This window comes from Streptomyces sp. DSM 42067, from assembly GCF_055792885.1.
On the sequence record NZ_CM147706.1, the window covers coordinates 2,044,204 to 2,068,283 of the forward strand.

A 24,080-nucleotide genomic window follows, 5' to 3' on the forward strand; every position below is an offset into this window, starting at 1 on the left:
TACCGCCTGCGGCGGACGGACGCAACCCACAGCGGGAGCGGCAGGCGGACGGGATGCTGGTCCCATGAAGCCGTTCCTGTTCCTCGATATCGACGGGCCGCTGAATCCGTACATGGCGCTGATCGGGCCCGTGCCGGAGGGGTACGGGGTTCATCTGACCCGGCCGGAGGGGTGGACGGCGACACCGTTTCTGCCCGTCCTGCTCCATCCCGGGCACGGCGCTGAGCTGCGGAATCTGTCCGAGGCGTACGACCTGGTCTGGGCGACCACGTGGATGGACGAGGCCAACGAGTGGATCGGCCCCCATCTGGGGCTGCCCCGGCTGCCGTACGTCGCCTGGCGTGAGGTGTTCGGGGGTTCGCAGGACGGCACGTACTGGAAGACCCGGGACATCGTGGCGTACGCGGCGGGGCGGCCCTTCGCCTGGGTCGACGACGAGGTCACGGACGCGGACCGGGACTGGGTCGAGCGCCATCACCCCGCGGACGCGCTGCTGCTGTGGATCGACCCGCGGACCGGCCTGACGCAGAAGCACTTCACCGCGCTCGCCTCCTGGGCGGAGGCCCTGACGGCGTGATCCGGTACCCCCGGGTTCGTCAGCTCCAGGGCAGCCGGGCCCTGTGCTGCCAGTACGTCTCGGGGTCCTCGACCAGATCGCCGAGCCGGGCCGTCTGGTCCGCGTCGAGGTCGACGGCCGCCGCGTGCAGATTCGAGGCGAGCTGGTTCGTGGTGGCCGCTCCGGAGAGGACGACTCCGGCCCACGGCTGCTGAAGGACGAGGGCGAGGGCGACCGCGTCGGGGGCGAGGCCCGTCTCCTCGGCGACCGCGTTCAGGACCGCGGGCGCATGCGGGCCTGCGAGGCGGCCGTTGGCCATGCCCTCCTTCACGATGACCGTGAGCCCCGCCTCGTGCGCCTCGGCGAGTGCGGGGCCGGCCGAGGTCTCCAGCGCGTTGTACGTCGCCTGGACGGTGCGGAAGAGCGGCTCGCCGCCGGCCTCGATCTCGAGGGCCGCGCGGATGGCCTCCGCCTGGGCCGGGCCGCTGGTCGACAGGCCCACCGTCACGCCCTCGGCGGCCAGCTCGGCCAGGCGCGCGTGCAGCTCCTTGTCCTCGAGGGCCGGGCTGTCCGGCGTCACGGAGTGGATCTGGTACAGGTCGAGCCGGTCGCCGAGCAGCTGCGCGGTTTCGGCGCGCTGCCGGTCGTATGTCGCGACGCTGTGGTCCTTGACCTCGTGCGCCTCGGCGTCGGTACGCCATCCCGCCGTGTACGTGTAGCCCCATTTGCTGCCGACGACGACGTCCGTGATGTCGGGGCGGGCGAGGAGCCAGTCGGCGAGGAACTCCTCGGAGCGGCCGTAGGACCGGGCCACGTCGAAGTAGCGGACGCCCTGCGCGTATGCGGCGTCGAGAAGTTCGTGGGTGCGGGCGCGCAGCGCGTCGACGCTGCGTACGGGCGGGAGGTCCTGGTCGCGGCCGAGGTTGATGTAGCCCGGGCGGCCCACGGCGGCCAGGCCGAGGCCGATGTGGCAGGTGGGAGTGGTGGCAGCAGCGAGTCGGGAGAAGGGCATCGCGGGCTCCGTTCGGTCGGCTCCTTGCGGCTGTCGACCAACGTAACCCGCGATGCCCTTGCGGCTCCCGGATGGGTTCTTCAGTAAGCCGTACGGCCTACTTGCGTGCGGTGGCCCACTGCTGCTGGGCGGCCACGTCGGCCTTGATCTCGGTGAGCTGGACGGCGACCGCGGAGGGCGCGGTGCCGCCGCGGCCGTTGCGGGACGCCAGCGCGCCCGGCACGTTGAGGACGGTCCGCACCTCGGGGGTCAGATGCGGCGAGATCTTGGCGAACTGCTCGTCGGTGAGCTGGTCGAGCTCGATGCCGCCCGCCTCGCACTCCTTGACGCACTCACCGGCGACCTCGTGCGCGACACGGAACGGCACACCCTGCTTGACCAGCCACTCGGCGATGTCGGTGGCGAGCGAGAAGCCGGCCGGGGCGAGCTCCTCCATGCGCTCCCGGTTGACCGTGAGGGTCGCCATCATGCCGGTGAAGGCGGGCAGCAGGACCTCGAGCTGGTCGCAGGAGTCGAAGACCGGCTCCTTGTCCTCCTGCAGGTCGCGGTTGTACGCGAGGGGCAGGGCCTTCAGGGTCGCAAGCAGGCCCGTGAGGTTGCCGATCAGACGGCCGGACTTACCGCGCGCCAGCTCGGCGATGTCCGGGTTCTTCTTCTGCGGCATGATCGACGAGCCGGTGGAGAAGGCGTCGTGGAGCGTGACGAAGGAGAACTCCTTCGTGTTCCAGATGATGACCTCCTCCGCGATCCGGGAGAGGTTGACCCCGATCATCGCGGTGATGAACGCGAACTCGGCGACGAAGTCGCGCGAGGCCGTCCCGTCGATGGAGTTCGCGGCGGACCCGTGCTCGAAGCCGAGGTCCTTCGCCACGGCCTCCGGATCGAGGCCCAGCGAGGAACCGGCGAGCGCGCCCGAGCCGTACGGGGACACGGCCGTACGCTCGTCCCACTGGCGCAGCCGCTCGGCGTCCCGCGTCAGCGACTGAACGTGGGCCAGCACATGGTGCGCGAAGAGCACCGGCTGGGCGTGCTGGAGGTGCGTACGGCCCGGCATGGCGACGTCCGGGTGGGCCTCGGCGAGGCCGAACAGCGCCTCCTGGAGGTCGGCGATCAGGCCGCCGATGATCCGGGCGTGGTCGCGCAGGTACATGCGGAAGAGCGTGGCGACCTGGTCGTTGCGGGACCGGCCGGCGCGCAGCTTGCCGCCCAGGTCCGGGCCGAGGCGCTCCAGCAGGCCGCGCTCCAGCGCGGTGTGGACGTCCTCGTCGGCGATGGTGCCCACGAAGTCGCCTGCGGCCACGTCCGCCTCGAGCTGGTCGAGGCCCGCGATCATCCGCTCCAGCTCGTCGGCCGTGAGCAGCCCGGCCTTGTGCAGCACGCGCGCGTGGGCGCGCGAACCGGCGATGTCGTACGGCGCGAGCCGCCAGTCGAAGTGGACCGACGCCGACAGCTTGGCGAGGGCCTCGGCGGGCCCGTCGGCGAACCGTCCGCCCCAGAGCCGGACGTCACCGGTGTTGCTGCTCACTGCTCTGCTCCTCGAAAGGGGTGTGGATGTGCGGCCTCCCCCGAGGCCTTGAGGGCCAGGGGGACACCCACCCCACCGCGTACGGACGGGGAGGCGGTTGTCACGCTAGCGCGTGGAGGGGTTCAGGCGAGGTCTGCGTCAGGCTATGCCTGCAGATCACGCCGCGCCGCGATCTTCGACGACAGGCTGTAGATGTCGATGAAGCCCTTGGCCGCGGCCTGGTCGAAGGTGTCGCCGGTGTCGTAGGTGGCGAGGTTGAAGTCGTACAGCGACGACTCGGAGCGCCGGCCGGTGACGACGGCGCGGCCGCCGTGCAGGGTCATTCGGATGTCGCCGTTGACGTGCTGGTTGGCCTCGTTGATGAAGCCGTCCAGGGCCCGCTTGAGCGGGGAGAACCACTGGCCGTCGTAGACGAGCTCGCCCCAGCGCTGCTCGACCTGCCGCTTGTAGCGGGCCAGCTCGCGCTCGACGGTGACGTTCTCCAGCTCCTGGTGGGCGGTGATCAGCGCGATCGCGCCCGGGGCCTCGTAGACCTCGCGGGACTTGATGCCGACCAGCCGGTCCTCGACCATGTCGATCCGGCCGATGCCCTGGGCGCCGGCGCGCTCGTTGAGCTGCTGGATCGCCTGGAGGACGGTGACGGGCTTGCCGTCGATGGCGACCGGGACGCCTTCCTTGAAGGAGATGATCACCTCGTCGGCCTCGCGGGGCGTGGCCGGGTTCTCGGTGTACTCGTAGATGTCCTCGATCGGCGCGTTCCAGATGTCCTCGAGGAAGCCGGTCTCGACGGCGCGGCCGAAGACGTTCTGGTCGATGGAGTACGGGGACTTCTTGGTGGTCGCGATCGGGAGGTTCTTCTCCTCGCAGAACGCGATGGCCTTGTCGCGGGTCATCGCGTAGTCGCGGACCGGGGCGATGCACTTGAGGTCGGGGGCGAGGGCGACGATGCCGGCCTCGAACCGCACCTGGTCGTTGCCCTTGCCGGTGCAGCCGTGGGCGACCGTGGTGGCGCCGTGCTTCTTGGCGGCGGCGACGAGGTGCTTGACGATCGTCGGCCGGGAGAGCGCGGAGACAAGCGGGTAGCGGTCCATGTAGAGGGCGTTGGCCTTGATCGCCGGGAGGCAGTACTCGTCGGCGAACTCGTCCTTGGCGTCGGCGACCTCGGCCTCGACAGCACCGCAGGCGAGCGCGCGCTTGCGGATGACGTCCAGGTCCTCGCCGCCCTGGCCGACGTCGACCGCGACGGCGATGACCTCGGCGCCCGTCTCCTCGGCGATCCAGCCGATGGCGACGGAGGTGTCAAGACCGCCGGAGTAGGCGAGTACGACGCGCTCGGTCACGGGTGTCTCCTCACAGTGCATTCGCTGTTATGCATGAGTATGCACTGGTCCGTATGTTTCGTCAATCTCCGCCGTTCACGGGCCGCACCCGGGCGCTCGATCAGAGCCTTCACGCGCCCGATCGGGGCCTTCACGCGCCTGATGCCTTCGCGCGCCCGATCAGGGCCTTCACGCGCCTGATCAGGGCCTTCAGTCGCTCATCGCCTCAACGATCACAGGGACGTGGCTCAGCGGAAGCTCCTTCGTGGACGACAGGAGAGTCACCGGCCCCTTCGCCGCCAGGTCCCGCAGCTGCTCCAGGGCTGCCGCGCGCTCCGGATCGGCGAGCTCGGCCTCATAGCGCTCGACGAACTCCTCGTGCCGTTCGGGATCATGCCCGTACCACTTCCGCAGCTCGTCGGAGGGAGCCACCTCCTTGAGCCAGGCATCGAGCCGGGCCGCGCCCTTCGACAGACCGCGGGGCCAGAGCCGGTCGACCAGGACGCGGGTGCCGTCCTCGGCCTCGACCGGGTCGTAGACGCGACGCATCCGCACCGCGCCGGACTTACGGGATTTCCGGACCATGTCTCCATCGTCCAGCCGGGCACCGGCGTCGCGAGCCGAAACGGAGCCCTTCATTTCGTTAGACACTCGAAGTATCGCGGACGATACTCACTGGATATGGGAAAGACCTATGACCGCATCGACGGCAGGCTCCGCTCCTTCATCGAGGCTCAGCCTCTCTTCTTCACCGCGACCGCGCCGCTCTCGGGCGACGGCACGGTGAACCTCTCCCCCAAGGGCCTCAGCGGTTCCCTCGCCGTGCTCGACGAACAGACCGTGGCGTATCTCGACTTCGCGGGCAGCAACGCCGAGACCGTCGCCCACCTCCGCGAGAACGGCCGCATCACCCTCATGTGGTGCGCCTTCCAGGGACCGCCGAACATCGTCCGGGTGCACGGCCGCGGCGAGGCCGTCTTCCGCGACGACCCGCGCTTCCCCGAACTGCTCACCCACTTCCCGGACATCGATCCCGGACAGCACGGGCTGCGCGCGATCATCGTGGTGACGGCGGACCTCGTCCGCGACTCGTGCGGATTCGCCGTCCCCCTCATGACGTACGACGCAGACCGCGATCTGCACGGCAAGCGCTTCGCGCGCGAGGACGACGCGTCCCTCAGCGAGTACTTCGCGAAGAAGGACCATGTGACGACTAGTCTGGACGGCCTACCAGGGCTGCCGTTGCCGTTGCCGCCCAGTACGGTCTGAGGCATGCGTCCCGGTGTCGTCGCCCTAGCGTCCGCTGCCCTGCTCACCCTCGTAACCCTCGGCGCCGCCCCGCGCGCCGTCGAGGAGCCCCTGCCCGAGCGGATGGCGGACACCGGCGGCGGCACCCAGCTGATCACCGCACAGGCCGCGCGCACCACCTCGACGACCGGAACCGTCGTCTGGTGGGATCTGCGCGGCGGACGCTGGGTGAAGACCGGCTCCGCTCCGGCTCGGTTCGGTGCGAAGGGCCTGGCCGAGGGCGGTTCGCGCAGACAGGGCACGTACACCACGCCCACCGGGCTGTACGACCTGCCGTACGCCTTCGGCATCCGGAGCGCGCCCGTCGGCACCACCACCCTGTACCGCCGCGTGCACCGGAACTCCTGGTGGTGCCAGGACAACCGGTCGCGGTCCTACAACCGCTGGACCGAGCCGCGCGCCGCCGACTGCCGCGCCTCGCAGGCCGAGCACCTGATCACGTACGACCCGGAGTACGCGTACGCGCTCGTCATCGGCTTCAACTACGACCGGCCCGTGCGCGGGCGTGGGGCCGGGATCTTCCTGCACGTGAACGGGCGCGGCGCGACGGCCGGTTGTGTGTCCGTCTCCGCGGATGCGATGCGCCGGATCCTGGACTGGGCCGAGCCGCGGCGCAGGCCGCACATGGCCATCGGGACGGAGAGCGGGTCTACTGCGATCACTCGCTACTAGCGGGTGTCCGGAGGGTGAAGCCTCACTAGGCGTGTACGCCTCCGCGCCGCGCCACGACGCCTTACCCAGCAGGAGCGCCACGACGCCTCCGACCGCGATGGCAACCTCCGCCCGGACAGGTCCGACTGCGGACCGCACGACACCAGGTAGAAGGTGCGTGATCAGGAACGCCGCGGGCCGTTCCGGCAGTGTGAACTGCCCGGCTATGCGGGCGAAGTACGAGTCGAGACGAGCACGTTCGAAGGCTTCCATACCTTCCCCTTTCAAGAGAGCGGTGGGTTGCTGGCGCTCCGATGCGGCGTGCCGCAGCTCTTAGAGGCGAGGCCTGCGCCTGGCGCCTCATGAACTTCAGCTGCGCTTGCAGGACCGCTTGTGGCTGTAGTTGATCAGCGGTGGTCCGGAAGGCCGGTCGTGCACGTGAGCCTCGTAGGCCTCACCGGGCGTGATTTCCTTCTGGCAGCGGCAGCAGATCAAGCGGTCCCCGCTCATCGCCGGGCCTGCCGCACGGCAGCGCGCAGAGCTGCGCCTTCTTCACACTGCGACTGGTCGTCTGCGCACTGCTCGCACGACTGGATGTGGTCCAGCAGAGCCAGATACGTGCGGTTGGCCGCGCAACAACGACAGGCTCGCGGAAACCACGTCGCGTGGCCGTCCAAGACCGTCACTGTCCAGGGGCCCAGGTCGACGGCCGTGCCATTGTCGAGAACGACCGCACACCACACGCACGCCGCGCCTCGGACCTGCTGCTCGGACAAGCCTCTGGCCGGGGGCACGGAATGGGCCTGCGCGGTCGCTGTGTCAGTTCCCTGGGGTCCTCTGCTCATGACTTCGAGAAAACCGGAAGTGTCCGGTTGCCCATCAGGACAGAACACGCGGAGTTACCGACAGGCGACCGGACAGTTTTACCTTGCGCTCAGTGACGGTAAGGCTACCGTCGAGAGGTGCAGGCACATGATGGGGGACGTCCGTGGCCCAGCAGCGGAACACCAAGCTTGAGGCGTTACTGATCGAGTTCGGCTACACCCACCAGCAACTCGCCGACGAGGTCAACCAGACCGCTGAGGAGATGTTCGGCAAGCCGACCAACTGCACCGACCGGCATGTCCGCCGCTGGATCGCGGGCGACGTGCAATGGCCGTGGTCCCGCTACCTTCTGCCCCTTCAGGAAGTCTTCGGCCGGAGTCCGGAGGCGATGGGCTTCGCCCCGCGTAAGTCATCACGCGTACCACCCATGCCCCGGCGGGCGGCGCCCGTGAAGGAGCCGCGCCCCGTGCGACGACGAGAGTTCATCGCGGTCGGCTTGGCCGCTGCCCTTGGCCTGGACGCCATTCCCTCCGCCGGCCGCCTCGGTACAGGGGATGTGGAGCGGATCCGCGCGATCGTCCCGGCCCTGTACAACCACGACCACGCCCTAGGCGGGGGAGCCCTGCACGAGGTTGCCGCGCAGGCGCTACGCCGGGTGCACCATGTGCTCAATCACTGCACCTACGGCGAGCGGGTCGAACGCGCCCTGTACTCGGCGGCCGGTGATCTCGCGGCCTCCGCAGGCTGGTTCGCCTACGACGCCGGACGGCAGGAAGACGCTACCGGCCTGTACAACGAGGCACTGCAGGCGGGCATGCTCGCCGGCGACGGCATGCTGCAGGCCCGCGTCTGGTCGAATCTCGCGATGCAGGCCCGGCTCCTCAACCGTGATCAGGAGGCGTTGCGGATCGGCCGGGCCGCCGTCGACACCCGCCAGGCGAAGAGCGACCCGTGGCTCATGGCGCTGCTGCACTGCAGGCAGGCTGTCGGACACGCCCGTACCGGCGACCGCACGCGCGCGGAGCGCTCTCTCGCCTGCGCGGAGACGGTCTACGACCGGGCCCGGGGCGAGCCTGCGGCGTGGCTGTCGTTCCTCACGCCCGCAGAGCTCATGGGCCTTGCCGGGGCCGCACACCAGGCACTCGGCCGGCATCAGCGGGCGCAGCAACTCACCGCTTCCGCGCTTGACCTTCTCGAGCCCCGCTTCGAACGCAACCGCGTCTACTACACCGTCCAACGCGCGCAGGCACTCCTCGATGGAGGGGACATCGAGCATGCCGTGGCTGAGGCCGGGCAGGCGGTCGCCATAGCTGGCCGGGTGCAGAGCGATCGGATCCGGGGAAAGCTCGACGACCTGCGGCACCAGATGCGGCGCCGCGCGCACGTACCCGCGGCGGCAGACTTCCTCAAGCAGACGCGACAGACGGGAGCGTGAGCGTGGACGGGCTGCGACTGGAACGCAGGGACGCAACCGGGCTTGGTGACATCCGGCAGCAACTGCTCGACGTGTACGCGGAGATCTACGCCGACCGGCTTGGCGAGGAGTTCCACAGCGTCGCCCGATTCGATGAGCGGCTCGGCTGGAACACCGAGGTGCCCGGCTTCGCCGCAGTCGTCGGCTACCTCGAGGACACCCCGGTCGGCTACGCCTACGGCTGCACGCTGCAGGCCGACACCCGCTGGTGGAACGGGCTCCGCACACCCGTTGCCGAGGGCGCCACGGTTGAGACGGGGGCGCGCACCTTCGCTCTGTCCGAGCTCATGATCGTCGACAAGGTCCGCGGCACTGGCGCGGCGCAGCAGATCCACGACGAGCTCCTGCGTGGCCGACCAGAGGAGCGGGTAACTCTGCTCGTCGAACGGGACCACCCGAAGGTGCGCGCCCTGTACGAGGCCTGGGGCTACGAATGGTTTGGCGAGGTGCTGCCGTTCCCCGACGCGCCCCTGTACGACGCGATGGTCTTGCCCAGGATGCCGGGGAGCTGACGCCGCCGCCTCGCCACAGCGCAAATGAATCGGACCATCGTCGAACGCCGCATCCGCGTCGACCACCGCGCCTGCGACCACGACCTTCTGCCCCGTCACCGCCCGCGGCGGCAAATACGGCGCCGCATCAAGCGCAGCCTAAGTAGAGCGTGTCGGTCGTGGGGTCGGGGTCCACGGTGTCGGCGGTGGCCGGGTTGTCCGAGCGCCGGCCGGGCAGCTTGTGCTTGCCGAAGACGTACGGGGTGCCGTTGGTGGTGGTGACGACCCAGTACTCGCCGTTGTCGTCGGACATACCTGCCGAGGATCACTCATGGGCACGGTGCGCCAGAAACTCGGCGAGCTCACGGAAAAGAAGATCACTAACCTCACTCTCTTCGCTCTCTCCAATTTCATCAATGTCTCGAATTGTACGGGGCGCGAGCGCCAACCTCACCACAAGCAGCGCCCAATAGAGATTTCCACCCTCACCTAACTTCTTGGCCAGGTGAGTAGAGAACCCATCAAGCAGAACCCCGTCGGATGCAGAATTAGCACCGTTCACAAAGGCAACATACTCCCGATAACCACCCTTGATTCCGTAAGCATTGGGACGTCGGCGGACGTCAGCCAGAAGGAATCCATTACCTGCCCCCCTATGACTTATACAGACTTGGCGACATCTTCAGATACTCCCCGTACCCCCAACGAGAGTCGACAGGACTGCCCGAAGTGAGGCATTTCGCCACCCCGCGCGCATCCGCTTGTGCTTTGCCTTCAAACTTTGTGTTACCCCTGGGTTCGGCGCTCGAGGTACTCTTCCCCCAAACCGATGAATTCATCATCGTCGTCCACCACACAGGGCCACCGTGTACACATCGCGGCCACGACAACATCCGCGGCCTCAATGGTCCGGTAATCGACGACAAAACCGCCCCAGTCCCCGATGAGGCTTTCTATCAGCGCACGCTCGTCCAGGTCGTACTCGCGGTCCAACTCGCCTTCCAAGTCCGGTTCGACCCACGCAACGGACCCTTCGTGCGACACCGTGACCCGGCCGTCCCTGAAGTCCACGGGAATCCCGCGATCGAGCAATTGGTCTCGAACATCCCGGATGGTCACGTCACTCGGCACACACAGGATCAGCGAATTCACGGCGCGACCACCGCCATCAGGTCGTCGAGCGAAGTGACACCGATTCCACCTCGGATATTCACTTCCTTCACGATGCTCGGCCGTAGCTTCGGGCCGTAAACGATCAACGGTTTGTCCGTTCCCTGCTGTGTGCGCGTCACCTGGGCTCCCGCACCCTTTCCCGGGCCTGCCTTTACCTGAATGACCGCGTTCTTAAGCTCGATGTCGAAGTCGGTCAGCGTGGATCCGTCCGCACGACTGACCGGAACGTTGACCTCATCAACGAGGCCAGGGTACTTCGCCGTTCATCACGGACTGCACGCGGTTGCCTTCATGATCGCCCTGCACCGCCCGCACGCTGCCAGCGAACCAACTCGGCAAGGAGCTGATGCAGGTCATCAACCGATACCAGCCCCCAGTGCTCGGACTCTACGCGACCAGTAGCAATATCGGCACGCTCGAGTTCGGCCTCTCCCGTTTCCCACAACGTGAGCTGACTGAGAACTCTTGAGCTTTCCAGTACCAGGGTTGCACTGGCTTTCTCCCACTGCGATCGCGAGTCGTCCAGTTGCATCTTGATCCCCTCGGGCGCAACATCCTTTGCCCATCGAGAGGTCCAGGCGCGCAGCGCTGGGAGCAGGATTCCACGGTCACTCATCACTTCTCCATGATCCACTCGATGTTCGCCGCAGCCGGAAACTCTGGCCGTGGCTCCCCACGGCGAACCGCAAGACGGGCATGCATTGAGTTCGGCCCTGGAATCTGTGCCCACCCCGGCTCGCCCGCCGGATACAAGGAACTACTAGGAACATCGAACTCCACATAACCCGTGCCCGGTGCGGCCTGACGGCGATATGCCGCCGGGTCAGCGGGGCTTGCCACGTACGTCGTGCCACCAGCTCCCTCTTGCACCATCCCGGTCCGCACCATCTTGTCGTACTCATCCTGTGACATCCATCGACCTACACGGACCAAATCATCATCGTCGTCTCCCTTCTTCTTGCCCTTCGCCTGAGCATCTGCGCTATCATCGCCCTTCTCCTTCTTACCATTTCCGCGCTTCCCGCCACTTCCATTCGAATTGCTTCCGTCTTTCAATGTGGCGAAAACAGCAAGAGCGTAGATGCTGTACCCCAATAGGGAATTTCCGCCATCGCAGGCTGCCCATTCGGCACGGAGCCCTAGCGCATCTGCAGCCCAATCGAACAGATCAGAACTGGTCCACCCCCGTCGGCGGGGCCGGTCCGGCATGAGCGTGGGCCCGGGCGCGGCCAGGCGCTTGATCACATCGCGAGACGCTGTTGCAGTCCCGTTCGCCCGGCGTTTGCATAACTAGGTGCATACTGAACATGTCATGACCACGGACGCCGTGACGGAGTCCTCGGGCACCGATCGTGCCGCACGGCGAGCCGTCACCGTCTTCCCCGTACTCGTGCTGCTCGCCGGCGCCGTCGGCCTCGCCGTGCCCGACGCCCTCGCCGGCTGGAAGACGAACGTGCCGTACCTCCTCGGTGTCGTCATGTTCTGCATGGGCCTGACGATGTCGGTCGCCGACTTCCAGGGTGTCGTGAAGCGGCCGTGGGCGGTGGCGCTGGGCCTGGTGGCCCACTACGTGATCATGCCTGGGCTGGGGTGGCTGATCGCCCACGCACTCGACCTCTCCCCGCAGCTGGCGGCGGGCGTGATCCTGGTCGGCTGTGCCCCGAGCGGCACCGCGTCCAACGTGGTGGCCTATCTCGCACGCGGCGACGTGGCCCTGTCGGTCTCCGTGGCGACCGTCTCGACCCTGGTCGCCCCGCTGGTCACGCCTCCGCTGACGCTCCTGCTCGCGGGCGAGTACCTGCCGGTGGAGGCGGGTGCGATGGTCACCGACATCCTCAAGACCGTGCTCCTGCCGGTCCTCGGCGGTCTCGTCGTGCGGTTGCTGCTCGGCCGGTACGTGAACCGGGTGCTCGGCCTGCTGCCGTGGCTGTCGGCCGCGACGGTCGCCGTGATCGTGGCGGTCGTCGTGGCGGGCAGCGCGGCGGCGATCAAGTCGGCGGCGCTGGTGGTGTTCGCGGCCGTCGTGCTGCACAACGGCCTGGGTCTGGCGCTGGGTTACGGCGCCGGAAGGGTCGCCCGGCTCGGCGAGCCCGCCTCACGGGCGATGGCCTTCGAGGTCGGCATGCAGAACTCCGGCCTCGCCGCGTCGCTCGCCACAGCCCACTTCAGCCCGCTGGCCGCGCTGCCGGCCGCGGTGTTCTCGGTGTGGCACAACGTCTCGGGCGCGGTGGTCGCGGCGTGGATGTCGCATCGGACGCGGCGGGCAGAGCGGGTGTGACGGCGAGGGCGTGGCCCTGAGCCACAACGACGTAGGGGCCGGCGGTCTACGAAGACCGCCGGCCCCTACGTCCGACTCAAAAACCGCCCAGCCAGGCCTAGTGGTGGTTCTGCGCCAGCCGCAGCAGATGGTCCGCCAGCGCCTGACCACCCGTCGGATTACGGCTGATCAGCAGCAGGGTGTCGTCACCCGCGATCGTGCCGAGGATGTCGTGGAGTTCGGCCTGGTCGATGGCCGACGCCAGGAACTGGGCCGCGCCCGGCGGCGTACGCAGGACGACGAGGTTCGCCGAAGCCTCCGCCGAGATCAGCAACTCCGCGGAGAGCCGCCGCATCCGCTCCTCCTTCGCCGACTCGCCCAGCGGCGCCCGCGGGGTGCGGAAACCGCCCTCGCTGGGCACCGCGTAGATGAGGTCGCCGTCGGTGTTGCGGATCTTCACCGCGTTGAGCTCGTCCAGGTCGCGGGAGAGCGTCGCCTGGGTGACGCTCAGCCCGTCGTCGGCGAGGAGCTTCGCCAACTGGCTCTGGGAGCGCACCGGTTGCCGGTTCAGGATGTCCACGATCCGGCGGTGGCGGGCGGTGCGGGTCTGCGGCACGGCAGGCCCGGCTGCGTGCTCGTTGTCCTGCGCCTGACTCATCGTCGTCTCATTCCCCGGATCGTCCGTCCCCGTAAGCATCGTCGAGGACACCGGGCAGCGCCCGCAGGAAGGCGTCCACCTCGTCGTCGCGGAGGTTCAGCGGCGGCATGAGCCGTACGACGTTCGGGGCGGGCGCGTTCACCAGGAGGCCGGCGTCCTGAGCCGCCTGCTGCACCTGCGGTGCGAGCGGCTCGGTGAGCACGATACCCAGGAGCAGGCCCGAGCCTCGGACATAGTCGATCAACGGGTGACGAGAACCGCCGTCGGCGCCCTCGGTTCCGTCCCGCAGCTTCTCCCCCGCCCGCTTCACGTTCTCGAGCAGGCCCTCGGCGGCGATCGTGTCGAGTACGGCGAGTCCGGCGGCGCACGCCACCGGGTTGCCGCCGAAGGTCGTGCCGTGGTGGCCCGGCTTCAGCAGCTCGGCGGTCTCGCCGAACGCGACGGTCGCGCCCAGGGGCAGTCCGCCACCGAGACCCTTCGCGAGTGTGACGATGTCGGGCTCGACGCCCTCGTGTGCCTGGTACTCGAACCAGTGGCCGGTCCGGCCCACGCCGGTCTGCACCTCGTCGAGGACGAGAAGGGTGCCCGTGGCCCGGGTGATCTCGCGGGCCGCCTTGAGGTAGCCGACGGGCGGCACGACGACGCCGTTCTCACCCTGGATGGGCTCGATGATCACAAGGGCCGTCTCCTCGGTGACGGCAGCCCGGAGGGCCTCCACGTCCCCGTACGGCACGTGCGTGACGTCACCGGGCAGCGGCAGGAAGGGCTCCTGCTTGCCGGGCTGGCCGGTCAGCGCCAGGGCGCCCATGGTCCGGCCGTGGAAGCCGCCCTGCGTGGCGACCATGTGCTTACGCCCGGTGAGCCGCCCGATCTTGAAGGCGCCCTCGTTGGCCTCGGCCCCGGAGTTGCAGAAGTACACGCGGCCGTCGCGTCCGAAGAGCTGCAGCAGCCGCTCGGCGAGCGCGATGGGCGGCTCGGCCATGAAGAGGTTGGAGACATGACCGAGGGACCCGATCTGCTTGCTGACGGCCTCGACGATCGCGGGATGGGCGTGGCCCAGCGCATTGACCGCGATACCGCCGACGAAGTCCAGGTACTCCTTGCCGTCGGCGTCCCACAGCCGGGCGCCCTCGCCGCGGACGAGGGGCAGCCGCGGAGTGCCGTAGTTGTCCATGAGCGCGCCCTGCCACCGCTGGGTCAGCTCCTGATTGCCGGTCATACGGGGTCCCCCTCCTCGTCGGGCACGACCATCGTGCCGATGCCCTCGTCCGTGAAGATCTCCAGCAGGATCGAGTGCTGGACCCGGCCGTCGATCACGCGCGCGGTGTTGACGCCGTTACGCACGGCGTGCAGGCAGCCCTCCATCTTCGGCACCATGCCGCTGGACAGGTCCGGCAGCAGTTTCTCCAGCTCCCTCGCGGTGAGCCGGCTGATGACCTCGTCGGAGTTCGGCCAGTCCTCGTAGAGGCCCTCGACGTCGGTCAGGACCATCAGGGTCTCGGCACCCAGCGCCGCAGCGAGAGCCGCAGCCGCCGTATCAGCATTGACGTTGTAGACATGTCCGTCGTCCTGTGAACGGGCGATCGAGGAGATGACCGGGATCCGGCCGTCCGCAAGGAGCGCCTCGATCGCACCCGTGTCGATCTCGGTGATCTCGCCGACCCGCCCGATGTCGACGAGCTCGCCGTCGATCTCGGGCTGGTGCTTGGTGGCGGTGATCGTGTGCGCGTCCTCGCCGGTCATGCCGACCGCGAACGGGCCGTGCTGGTTGAGCAGCCCGACGAGCTCGCGCTGGACCTGCCCTGCGAGGACCATGCGTACGACGTCCATCGCCTCGGGCGTCGTGACCCGCAGCCCGGCCTTGAACTCGCTGACCAGGCCGTGTCTGTCGAGCTGGGCGCTGATCTGCGGGCCGCCGCCGTGCACGACGACCGGCTTGAGCCCGGCGTGCCGCAGGAAGACCACGTCCTGGGCGAAGGCCGCCTTCAGCTCCTCGTTCACCATCGCGTTGCCGCCGAATTTGATGACGACGGTCTTGCCGTGGTGCCGGGTCAGCCAGGGCAGCGCCTCGATGAGGATCTGCGCCTTGGGGAGTGCGGTGTGCTTCCGCGTCGTATTGGTCATGACGAGTAGGCGCTGTTCTCGTGGACGTAGTCCGCGGTCAGGTCGTTCGTCCAGATCGTCGCGGACTCGGACCCGGCGGCGAGGTCGGCGGTGACGACGACCTCCCGGTACCGCATGTCGACGAGCTCGCGGTCCTCGCCGACGCCGCCGTTCTTGCAGACCCACACGCCGTTGATGGCGACGTTCAGCTGGTCCGGCTCGAAGGCCGCCTTGGTCGTGCCGATGGCGGAGAGGACACGGCCCCAGTTGGGGTCCTCGCCGTGGATGGCGCACTTGAGGAGGTTGTTGCGGGCGATGGAGCGGCCCACCTCTACGGCGTCGTCCTCGGTCGCCGCGTTGATCACCTCGACCTTGATGTCCTTGCTGGCGCCCTCGGCGTCGCCGATGAGCTGCCGGCCGAGGTCGTCGCAGACCTTCCGTACGGCCTCGGCGAACTCGGCGTACTCCGGGGTGACGCCGGACGCGCCTGAGGCGAGCAGCAGGACCGTGTCGTTGGTGGACATGCAGCCGTCGGAGTCGACCCGGTCGAAGGTGACCTTCGTGGCCGCGCGCAGCGCCTTGTCGAGGGTCTCGCTGTCCAGGTCGGCGTCGGTGGTGAGGACGACGAGCATGGTGGCGAGGCCGGGGGCGAGCATGCCGGCACCCTTGGCCATGCCGCCCACGGTCCAGCCATCGCCCTGCTGGACGGCCGTCTTGTGGACGGAGTCGGTGGTCTTGATGGCGATGGCGGCCTTCTCGCCACCGTGCTCGCTCAGCGCGGCCGCGGCCTGCTCGACGCCGGGCAGCAGCTTGTCCATGGGCAGCAGTACGCCGATGAGGCCGGTCGAGCAGACGGCGACCTCGCCCGCGTTGTGCCCTTCGAGGACCTCGGCGACCTTCTCGGCGGTGGCGTGCGTGTCCTGGAAGCCCTTCGGGCCCGTGCAGGCGTTGGCGCCGCCGGAGTTGAGGATGACGGCGGACACCTGCCCGCCCTTCAGCACCTGCTCGGACCACAGGACGGGCGCGGCTTTGACGCGGTTGGAGGTGAAGACGCCCGCGGCGGCCAGACGGGGCCCGTTGTTGACCACGAGGGCCAGGTCGGGGTTGCCGTTCTCCTTGATCCCGGCAGCGACGCCCGCCGCCGTGAATCCCTTTGCTGCCGTGACACTCACGGTGCGACTCCGATCGTGGAAAGACCAGTCTCCTCGGCGAAGCCGAGGGCGATGTTCATGCTCTGGACGGCACCGCCGGCGGTGCCCTTGGCGAGATTGTCGATGGCGCTGATGGCGATCACGCGACCTGCCGCCTCGTCGTACGCGACCTGCACCTGAACGGCGTTGGAGCCGTACACGGATGCGGTCGCGGGCCACTGTCCCTCGGGCAGCAGGTGGACGAACGGCTCGTCGGCGTAGGCCTTCTCGTACGTGGCCCGGACGGACTCGGCGGTGGTGCCCGGCTTCGCCTTGGCGGTGCACGTGGCGAGGATGCCGCGGGGCATGGGCGCGAGGGTCGGCGTGAAGGAGACGGTGACCGTCTCACCGGCGGCGGCGCTGAGGTTCTGGATCATCTCGGGCGTGTGCCGGTGGACACCGCCCACGCCGTACGGCGACATGGAACCCATGACCTCGGAACCCAGCAGATGCGGCTTGGGCGCCTTGCCGGCGCCGGAGGTGCCGGAGGCGGCGACGATCACCGCGTCGGGTTCGGCGAGCCCCGCCGCGTACGCCGGGAAGAGCGCGAGCGAGGCGGCCGTGGGGTAGCAACCGGGCACCGCGATGCGCTTGGACCCCTCCAGCGCTGCGCGGGCGCCCGGCAGTTCGGGGAGGCCGTAGGGCCAGGTCCCGGCGTGCGCGGAGCCGTAGAACTTCTCCCAGTCGGCCGCGTTCTTCAGCCGGAAGTCGGCGCCCATGTCCACGACGAGGACATCGGGGCCGAGCTGCTCGGCGACGGCGGCGGACTGGCCGTGCGGCAGGGCGAGGAAGACGACGTCATGGCCTGCCAGGACCTCGGCGGTCGTCGGCTCCAGGACGCGGTCGGCGAGCGGGAGCAGGTGCGGCTGGAGCGCACCGAGTCGCTGACCTGCGTTGGAGTTGCCGGTCAGGGCGCCGATCTCCACTTCCGGGTGCACGAGAAGCAGACGCAGCAGTTCCCCGCCCGCGTATCCGCTTGCCCCTGCCACTGCTGCGCGTACCGTCATGGAACCCTCCTCCTGGATGGCATGACTATACGCTGTGCCGCACTTTTATGCAATTGAGGGCCCGCGGACGCACCTCATGAGACTGAGTCTCTGAGATGGCGGATGAGCGCGTGACTTGGCGGGCCTGAGCGGTTCATTGCCGTTCTGTGACGTGATCGGCACGGGCCCGCGGCCCACACACCGCTAGCGTCGGGCCCATGATCGTATGGCTCAACGGCACCCACGGCGCAGGCAAGACGACGACCAGTGCACTCGTGCAGCCACTCCTCCCGGATTCACGGGTGTTCGACGCCGAGAAGGTCGGCGAGACGCTCATGGACATCACGCCCGGGCTGCCGGAGACGGACAACTTCCAGCACTGGCCGCCGTGGCGGCAGCTAGTCGTCGAGACCGCCCGCCGCGTACTCGACTACACCGGCGGCACCCTGGTGATGCCCATGACTGTCCTGGTCGAGCAGTACTGGCGCGAGATCAGCACGGGCCTCGCCCAACATGACATCCCGATAAGGCACTTCGTCCTCCACGCTGACCAGGACACCCTCCGCGGGCGCATCGAGGGGGACCATCCTGTCCCCTCCCCTTTCCGCCTCAAATACCTCGAGCCCTACGCCGAGGCGGCCCGCACGTGGCTGCACGGCGAGGCCGAGGTCGTCGACACCACGCACCTCACGCCCGCCCAGGCCGCCCTGCAGATCGCGGAGGCCGTCAAGGGCTGAGGCTTGATCCGCCCGCCACGCGTTGCAGCGACCGCCCCGGCCGGAACACAGAGACGCGACCGCCCCGGCCGGAAGTACCGGCCGGGGCGGAACGGTGCGGACAGAGGGCCCTCGTCAGGCGAGGGTCGCGAGCGCCTGGTTGAAGGTCTTCGACGGACACATGACGGCTGCGGCCTTGGCCGGGTCGGGCTGGTAGTAGCCGCCGATGTCGGCCGGCTTGCCCTGGACCGCGATCAGCTCGTCGACGATCGTCTGCTCCTGCGCGGTGAGCGTCTCGGCGAGCGGGGCGACGGCCTTGGCCAGGTCCGCGTCGTCGGTCTGCTTCGCCAGCTCCTGCGCCCAGTAGAGCGCCAGGTAGAAGTGGCTGCCGCGGTTGTCGATGCCACCGACGCGGCGGGTCGGCGACTTGTCCTCGTTGAGGAAGGTCGCCGTCGCGCGGTCGAGCGTGTCGGCGAGGACCTGGGCGCGCGCGTTGCCCGCGGTCTGTGCGAGGTGCTCGAAGCTGGCCGCGAGCGCGAAGAACTCACCGAGGCTGTCCCAGCGCAGGTAGTTCTCCTTGACCAACTGCTGGACGTGCTTCGGCGCGGAGCCGCCGGCGCCCGTCTCGAAGAGGCCGCCGCCCGCCATCAGCGGGACGACCGACAGCATCTTGGCGCTGGTGCCCAGCTCCAGGATCGGGAACAGGTCGGTCAGGTAGTCACGCAGCACGTTGCCGGTGACGGAGATGGTGTTCTCGCCGCGGCGGATGCGCTCCACGGAGAGCTTGGTCGCCTCGACCGGGGACAGGATCTTGATGTCCAGGCCCTCGGTGTCGTGCTCCGGCAGGTACTGCTTGACCTTGGCGATCAGGTTGGCGTCGTGCGCGCGGGTCTCGTCGAGCCAGAACACGGCCGGGTCGCCGGTGGCGCGGGCGCGGGTGACGGCCAGCTTCACCCAGTCCTTGATCGGGGCGTCCTTGGTCTGGCAGGCGCGGAAGATGTCGCCGGCGGAGACGGTCTGCTCCAGGACGACGTTGCCGGCCTGGTCGACGAGGCGGACGGTACCCGTGGCCGGGATCTCGAAGGTCTTGTCGTGGCTGCCGTACTCCTCGGCCTTCTGCGCCATGAGGCCGACGTTCGGGACGGAGCCCATGGTCGACGGGTCGTAGGCGCCGTTGGCGCGGCAGTCGTCGATGACGGCCTGGTACACGCCCGAGTAGCTGCTGTCCGGCAGGACCGCGAGGGTGTCGGCCTCCTGGCCGTCCGGGCCCCACATGTGGCCGGAGGTGCGGATCATCGCCGGCATGGAGGCGTCGACGATCACGTCGGACGGGACGTGCAGGTTGGTGATGCCCTTGTCGGAGTCGACCATCGCCAGGGACGGGCCCTCGGCGAGCTCCGCGTCGAAGGAGGCCTTGATCTCGGCGCCCTCGGGCAGGGACTCGAGGCCCTTGTAGATGCCGCCGAGGCCGTCGTTCGGGGTCAGGCCGGCCGCGGCGAAGACCTCGCCGTACTTGGCGAACGTCTTCGGGAAGAAGGCGCGCACGACGTGGCCGAAGACGATCGGGTCGGAGACCTTCATCATCGTGGCCTTGAGGTGCACGGAGAAGAGGACGCCCTCCTCCTTGGCGCGGGCGACCTGCGCGGCGAGGAACTCGCGCAGCGCGGCCACGCGCATGACGGACGCGTCGACGACCTCGCCCTCGAGGACCGGTACGGACTCGCGCAGGACGGTGGTGGAGCCGTCGTCGCCCTTCAGCTCGATACGGAGCGAGCCGGCCTCGGAGATCACCGCGGACTTCTCGGTGGAGCGGAAGTCGTCGACGCCCATCGTCGCGACGTTCGTCTTGGACTCGGAGGTCCAGGCGCCCATGCGGTGCGGGTGGGTCTTGGCGTAGTTCTTGACCGAGGCGGGGGCGCGGCGGTCGGAGTTGCCCTCACGCAGGACCGGGTTCACGGCGGAACCCTTGATCTTGTCGTAGCGGGCGCGGATCTCGCGCTCCTCGTCGGTCTTGGGGTCGTCCGGGTAGTCCGGAAGCGCGTAGCCCTGGCCCTGGAGCTCGGTGATCGCGGCCTTCAGCTGCGGGATGGAGGCCGAGATGTTCGGCAGCTTGATGATGTTGGCCTCGGGCGTCTTCGCGAGCTCACCGAGCTCCGCGAGCGCGTCCGGGATGCACTGACCCTCCTCCAGGTACTCCGGGAAGACGGCGATGATGCGCCCGGCCAGCGAGATGTCACGGGTCTCCACAGTGACACCGGCCTGCGAGGCGTACGCCTGGATCACCGGCAGGAACGAATACGTCGCCAGGGCCGGGGCCTCGTCAGTGTGCGTATAGATGATGGTCGAGTCAGTCACCGGGTGCTCCGCTCCACGTCTGCAACATTGCTCGACATCAAGATATCTCGTGAGAGGGCTCTTGCCGAAAGGGCCCCGCACGGCACGGCAGCGACTGCGCTCCGGGCGGCCGCTGCCGTGGGAACGGATCATGCACCGCCCGCAGGCGGCGGGCGGTGCGAGACCCCTGGGAATCAGCCCTCCTTGATCCTCAGGAATGTGATCGAGTTGGCCGGGAAGGTGTACGTGAACTTGTCGGCGACCCCGTCGAAGGTGGACGTCACGGGCGCGACCGGCGTGGCCGTCTCGGTGTTCACGGCGTCGGGCGCCGCCTTCAGCGTGGTGACGGCGGCCTTGTCTCCCACCTTCGCCCCGCCGAGGTCGATCGCGGTGCGGGCGTCCGCGGACTGGGCGTTGACGACCTTGACGATCAGGTCGCCGGTCTTCGCGTCGCGCGTGACGACCTGGCGGAACGGCTCGGCGGGCTTGTCGTCGGTGAAGCTGCCCCACTCCTGGCCGTCGAGGTACAGGGTCACCTGGCGGCCGCGCACCTTGATGTGGATGTCGTAGGTGCGGCCCGTCTCGATCGTGCCTGCCTTGGAGATGAGCGTGGACTTGCCGCCGTCCACGGCCTGCTCGACCGCGGACTGGGTGTTGTTCCAGCCGCCCAGGTTCCACCAGTAGTAGTTGCCGGTGTCCTTCACGCCGAAGGCGACGAGGAAGCCCTCCTTGCCGGACTTCTTGGTGGCCTTCACCTGCAGGTCGTAGTCGTGCCAGGCCGGGTCGCCGGCCGAGACCATGGTGTTCTCGGCGGCCACGTCGGTCTGCACGTACTGCCCGTCCTGGATGCTCCAGCTGCCGCCGCCCGTGTGGTTCCACTTCGAGGCGTCGCCGGAGAAGTCGTCGCTGAGCAGCGTGGTGCCGTCCTCGCCGGTGACCTTGACGTCGTCGTACGCGGCGGTGGTCGCCCAGGTCGACAGGCCCACGGCGCCCGAGATCGGGCCGGTGACGCTCGGCGTGGTGGTGGCCGTGCTGGGCACGACGCGGTCACCGACGTTGTTCATGAAGAGCTTCTGGACCTCGTAGTTGGCGGAACCCCACGACGCGTGGTTGTTGAACCAGATCATGTCGGGGCTCCACTGCACGTAGTCCTCGTTGGCGTACAGCGGGGCGTACGAGGCCAGCTTCACGACGTCCGCGTTGCGCTCCAGGCCGGTCATGAACGCGGCTTCGGCGAGGGCGTTCTTGAAGGCGTTGCCCCAGGAGGCGTACTCACCGAGGAAGACCTTGGGGCCGTTCCTGTCGTACGAGTCGTAGCGGTCGTTGTTCTGCAGGAACCACTGGGGGCTGTTGTAGTAGTGCTCGTCGACCATGTCGACGTTGCCCTCGCGGTTGAGCTTCCACGCGGTGTCGAAGGTGGTGCCCGCGTCGTCAGGCCCGGAGTTCGAGATCACCGTGATGTCGGGGTACTCGGCCTCGATCGCGGCGCGGAACTGCTTGAACCGGGCGAAGAACTCGTTCGGCAGGTTCTCCTCGTTGCCGACCCCGATGTGGGTGAGGTGGAAGGGCTTGGGGTGACCCATCTGCGCCCGCTTCTTGCCCCAGTCGCTGGTGACCGGGCCGTTGGCGAACTCGATCAGATCGAGGGTGTCCTGGATGTGCCGCTTGAGCAGCGCGTCGTCGTCGACGGCCTGGTTCTGGCCGCAGCCGGTGACCAGGGCCGGGACGACGGGCAGCGGCATCGCGCCGACGTCCTCGGAGAACTGGAAGTACTCGTAGTAGCCGAGGCCGTAACTCTGGTTGTAGCCCCAGAAGTTGGAGTTGGTCGCGCGCTGCTCGACCGGGCCGATGGTGTCCTTCCACTGGTACGAGCGCTTGCGCTGCCAGCCGGACGCCTCGTCGTAGCCCTCCATGCTGCCGGTGTTGACCAGGCAGCCGCCGGGGAAGCGGACGAAGCCCGGGTGCAGGGCGGCGACCTTCTCGGCGAGGTCCTTGCGCAGGCCGTTCGGGCGGCCCTTGAAGGTGTCGCGCGGGAAGAGCGAGACCATGTCGAGGCGGGCGGTGCCGCTGCCGTGTGCGGTGACGGCGAGGCGGCCGGCGGTGCTGTCGGTGACCGCCGTCAGCGTGCCCGTGTACTTCGCCCACGTGTCGCCCCGGGCGGTGAGGTCGAGGGAGGGGGCGAGCGTGGTGCCGTCGCTGCTCGCGAGGGACACGGTGAGGGGCGTTCCGTCGGCGCTGTCGGTGCGGGCCCACACGGAGAAGTCGTACTTCTTGCCCTTCTCGACTCTGATGCCGGTGTTGTAGCCGGAGTTGGCGACGCCCGTGCCGGCGGTCGAGCCGTCGAGGTCCACGCGGAGGTAGTTGCGGTTCCGCTCGTTCAGGCGGCCGTCGTCGTTCACGACCTTCGCCGCGCCCGAACCGGTGGTCGCCCAGGAGGTCAGCGGCGTGTAGGAGCGGTTGTCATCGGTGCTGTACTCGAAGGACCGGTTCTGCACGAGCTCGGCGTAGAGCCCGCCGTCGGCGGCACGGTTGATGTCCTCGAAGAAGACCCCGTACATCGTGTCGTCGATCTTCGCGCCCGAGCCCTTCGGGTCGACGGTGATCGCGTAGTCGGCGGCGTCTTCCGTGGCGGCGTTCACGGGGGCCGGGACGACGGCGGTAGCGGTCAGGAGAGCGGTGGCCGTGAGGCCGAGTCTCCAGCGATTGCGCGTGCGGGTGGGGGTGTGGGTGCGGCTGCGTGGCATGGATACTCCGCGGCTCGTTGTTCGGAATATCGGACGGCGGTCAACAACTCGAACGGCAAGATAGGGAGGGGGCGGGGGTTGGTCAATGGGTCGCGCAGCGACTGGTGTGGCGGACGGCGGTTCCAACTCATCAGCCGCGGGAGGCCCTTGACGGAACGTCTCGGAACTGCCCCCGGGGTCTGGCGGGCCCGGTCACCCGGTGCAGGCACCGGCGATGACCTGCGCGATTCCCGCGCGGGTAGGCTCGGATCCGGTCCAGCTGACAGGGAGGCGGCAGGCGATGGGCGAACTCTGGCCGGTGCCGGATGTACTGGCCTATCTGACCGGAAGCTGGGGTGTGGCCCGCTCCGTACGGGACCTTGCGAGCGGCGCCGAGGGGACCTTCACCGGCACGACCGTCTTCGGGCGGCTGGCGAGCAGCGGTTGCGAAGGGGAGGGCGCGGGCCTGGTGCACCACGAGTCCGGCACCTTCGTATGGCAGGGCACGCCCCGCCCCGCCGAGCGCACCCTCCGGTTTCTGCCCGGCGACCCACCCGGAACGGCCCTCGTGCAGTTCTCGGACGGCCGCCCGTTCCACGACCTGGACCTGAGGTCGGGCCGCCATGTGGCGGACCATCCTTGCTCAGCGGACCTCTACCGGGGCGAGTTCACCGTGCACAGCGCCGAACGGTGGCGGACCGTGTGGCGGGTGGCAGGTCCGGCGAAGGACCTGCTTCTCGTCACCGAGTACACGCGGCGGTAGTGCCGGCCGGCAATGA

The 24,080-nt window shown here is 68.6% G+C and carries 24 protein-coding genes; 8 read left to right on the forward strand and 16 right to left on the reverse strand.

The genetic code is table 11. The annotated features are described in order from the left end of the window. Window positions 1–64: 64 nt before the first annotated feature. Window positions 65–577: an HAD domain-containing protein gene (locus ACSMXV_RS09720; RefSeq protein ID WP_473177275.1), complete on the forward strand. Its 513-nt coding sequence runs from the start codon at window positions 65–67 to the stop codon at window positions 575–577. 19 nt (window positions 578–596) lie between these two features. Here the strand turns inward: ACSMXV_RS09720 and ACSMXV_RS09725 are convergent, their stop codons facing one another. From ACSMXV_RS09725 to ACSMXV_RS09740, 4 genes are all read right to left on the reverse strand, one after another. Beyond that, window positions 597–1,568 (reverse strand): aldo/keto reductase, encoded by a 972-nt coding sequence (locus tag ACSMXV_RS09725; RefSeq protein WP_473177276.1) that lies wholly within the window; start codon window positions 1,566–1,568, stop codon window positions 597–599. Between the two features lie 97 nt (window positions 1,569–1,665). Next, a complete protein-coding gene (argH, locus tag ACSMXV_RS09730) occupies window positions 1,666–3,093 on the reverse strand; it encodes an argininosuccinate lyase (protein ID WP_473177277.1) in 1,428 nt (475 codons plus the stop codon). 143 nt (window positions 3,094–3,236) lie between these two features. Further along, on the reverse strand, window positions 3,237–4,433 hold the full coding sequence (locus ACSMXV_RS09735) for an argininosuccinate synthase (protein ID WP_473177278.1): 1,197 nt from the start codon (window positions 4,431–4,433) through the stop codon (window positions 3,237–3,239). 189 nt (window positions 4,434–4,622) lie between these two features. Next, on the reverse strand, window positions 4,623–4,997 hold the full coding sequence (locus tag ACSMXV_RS09740) for a DUF488 domain-containing protein (protein ID WP_181657261.1): 375 nt from the start codon (window positions 4,995–4,997) through the stop codon (window positions 4,623–4,625). A gap of 96 nt (window positions 4,998–5,093) precedes the next feature. Between ACSMXV_RS09740 and ACSMXV_RS09745 the strand changes: the two genes are divergently transcribed. From ACSMXV_RS09745 to ACSMXV_RS09760, 4 genes are all read left to right on the forward strand, one after another. Further along, window positions 5,094–5,681 carry a pyridoxamine 5'-phosphate oxidase family protein gene (locus tag ACSMXV_RS09745; protein ID WP_473177279.1) on the forward strand — a complete coding sequence of 196 codons (588 nt, stop codon included), beginning with the start codon at window positions 5,094–5,096 and terminating at the stop codon, window positions 5,679–5,681. Between the two features lie 3 nt (window positions 5,682–5,684). Next, window positions 5,685–6,392, forward strand: coding sequence for a L,D-transpeptidase family protein (locus ACSMXV_RS09750; protein WP_473177280.1), 708 nt, complete (start codon window positions 5,685–5,687; stop codon window positions 6,390–6,392). Between the two features lie 967 nt (window positions 6,393–7,359). After that, window positions 7,360–8,631, forward strand: coding sequence for a hypothetical protein (locus tag ACSMXV_RS09755; protein WP_473177281.1), 1,272 nt, complete (start codon window positions 7,360–7,362; stop codon window positions 8,629–8,631). A gap of 2 nt (window positions 8,632–8,633) precedes the next feature. After that, window positions 8,634–9,182 carry an N-acetyltransferase gene (locus tag ACSMXV_RS09760; RefSeq protein ID WP_473177282.1) on the forward strand — a complete coding sequence of 183 codons (549 nt, stop codon included), beginning with the start codon at window positions 8,634–8,636 and terminating at the stop codon, window positions 9,180–9,182. Between the two features lie 127 nt (window positions 9,183–9,309). Here ACSMXV_RS09760 and ACSMXV_RS09765 read toward each other — a convergent pair whose 3' ends face one another. The 5 genes from ACSMXV_RS09765 to ACSMXV_RS09785 all read right to left on the reverse strand — a co-directional run bounded on the left by ACSMXV_RS09765 (window position 9,310) and on the right by ACSMXV_RS09785 (window position 11,429). Then, a complete protein-coding gene (locus tag ACSMXV_RS09765) occupies window positions 9,310–9,474 on the reverse strand; it encodes a hypothetical protein (protein ID WP_473177283.1) in 165 nt (54 codons plus the stop codon). Window positions 9,475–9,947: 473 nt separating this feature from the next. Then, the gene (locus ACSMXV_RS09770) at window positions 9,948–10,313 is read right to left on the reverse strand and encodes a hypothetical protein (RefSeq protein WP_473177284.1); all 366 of its coding nucleotides are present in this window, start codon (window positions 10,311–10,313) and stop codon (window positions 9,948–9,950) included. Next, window positions 10,310–10,453, reverse strand: a complete 144-nt coding sequence (locus ACSMXV_RS09775; RefSeq protein ID WP_473177285.1) for a hypothetical protein — start codon at window positions 10,451–10,453, stop codon at window positions 10,310–10,312. The genes ACSMXV_RS09770 and ACSMXV_RS09775 overlap by 4 nt, the downstream gene beginning before the upstream one ends. A gap of 170 nt (window positions 10,454–10,623) precedes the next feature. Beyond that, complete coding sequence (locus ACSMXV_RS09780; protein WP_473177286.1) at window positions 10,624–10,950, reverse strand: immunity protein TriTu family protein; 327 nt, start codon at window positions 10,948–10,950, stop codon at window positions 10,624–10,626. Then, window positions 10,950–11,429 (reverse strand): TreTu family toxin, encoded by a 480-nt coding sequence (locus ACSMXV_RS09785; RefSeq protein ID WP_473177287.1) that lies wholly within the window; start codon window positions 11,427–11,429, stop codon window positions 10,950–10,952. The genes ACSMXV_RS09780 and ACSMXV_RS09785 overlap by 1 nt, the downstream gene beginning before the upstream one ends. A 217-nt stretch (window positions 11,430–11,646) precedes the next feature. Between ACSMXV_RS09785 and ACSMXV_RS09790 the strand changes: the two genes are divergently transcribed. Beyond that, window positions 11,647–12,612, forward strand: coding sequence for a bile acid:sodium symporter family protein (locus ACSMXV_RS09790; protein WP_473177288.1), 966 nt, complete (start codon window positions 11,647–11,649; stop codon window positions 12,610–12,612). A 97-nt stretch (window positions 12,613–12,709) separates the two neighbouring features. Here ACSMXV_RS09790 and ACSMXV_RS09795 read toward each other — a convergent pair whose 3' ends face one another. From ACSMXV_RS09795 to argC, 5 genes are read right to left on the reverse strand one after another with little or no spacing between them, the layout of a single operon-like run. Then, entirely contained in the window at window positions 12,710–13,249 is a 540-nt protein-coding gene (locus ACSMXV_RS09795) for an arginine repressor (protein WP_473177289.1), read from the reverse strand. Between the two features lie 7 nt (window positions 13,250–13,256). Next, complete coding sequence (locus tag ACSMXV_RS09800; RefSeq protein ID WP_473177290.1) at window positions 13,257–14,468, reverse strand: acetylornithine transaminase; 1,212 nt, start codon at window positions 14,466–14,468, stop codon at window positions 13,257–13,259. Further along, window positions 14,465–15,373 carry an acetylglutamate kinase gene (argB, locus tag ACSMXV_RS09805; protein ID WP_473177291.1) on the reverse strand — a complete coding sequence of 303 codons (909 nt, stop codon included), beginning with the start codon at window positions 15,371–15,373 and terminating at the stop codon, window positions 14,465–14,467. Before argB ends, ACSMXV_RS09800 begins: the two co-directional genes overlap by 4 nt. Further along, entirely contained in the window at window positions 15,370–16,524 is a 1,155-nt protein-coding gene (argJ, locus tag ACSMXV_RS09810) for a bifunctional glutamate N-acetyltransferase/amino-acid acetyltransferase ArgJ (protein WP_473177292.1), read from the reverse strand. Before argJ ends, argB begins: the two co-directional genes overlap by 4 nt. Beyond that, complete coding sequence (gene argC, locus ACSMXV_RS09815; protein WP_473177293.1) at window positions 16,521–17,549, reverse strand: N-acetyl-gamma-glutamyl-phosphate reductase; 1,029 nt, start codon at window positions 17,547–17,549, stop codon at window positions 16,521–16,523. The genes argJ and argC overlap by 4 nt, the downstream gene beginning before the upstream one ends. 197 nt (window positions 17,550–17,746) lie before the next feature. Between argC and ACSMXV_RS09820 the strand changes: the two genes are divergently transcribed. Further along, window positions 17,747–18,265, forward strand: a complete 519-nt coding sequence (locus ACSMXV_RS09820; protein WP_473177294.1) for an AAA family ATPase — start codon at window positions 17,747–17,749, stop codon at window positions 18,263–18,265. Between the two features lie 114 nt (window positions 18,266–18,379). On the opposite strand, the gene ACSMXV_RS09825 is transcribed toward ACSMXV_RS09820, so the two are convergent. Continuing rightward, window positions 18,380–20,599: an NADP-dependent isocitrate dehydrogenase gene (locus tag ACSMXV_RS09825; RefSeq protein WP_473177295.1), complete on the reverse strand. Its 2,220-nt coding sequence runs from the start codon at window positions 20,597–20,599 to the stop codon at window positions 18,380–18,382. Between the two features lie 173 nt (window positions 20,600–20,772). Continuing rightward, a complete protein-coding gene (locus tag ACSMXV_RS09830; RefSeq protein ID WP_473177296.1) occupies window positions 20,773–23,322 on the reverse strand; it encodes an alpha-L-arabinofuranosidase C-terminal domain-containing protein in 2,550 nt (849 codons plus the stop codon). A gap of 280 nt (window positions 23,323–23,602) precedes the next feature. On the opposite strand from ACSMXV_RS09830, the gene ACSMXV_RS09835 reads away from it, so the two are divergent. Next, entirely contained in the window at window positions 23,603–24,064 is a 462-nt protein-coding gene (locus tag ACSMXV_RS09835; RefSeq protein WP_473177297.1) for a DUF6314 family protein, read from the forward strand. Window positions 24,065–24,080 lie beyond the last annotated feature (16 nt).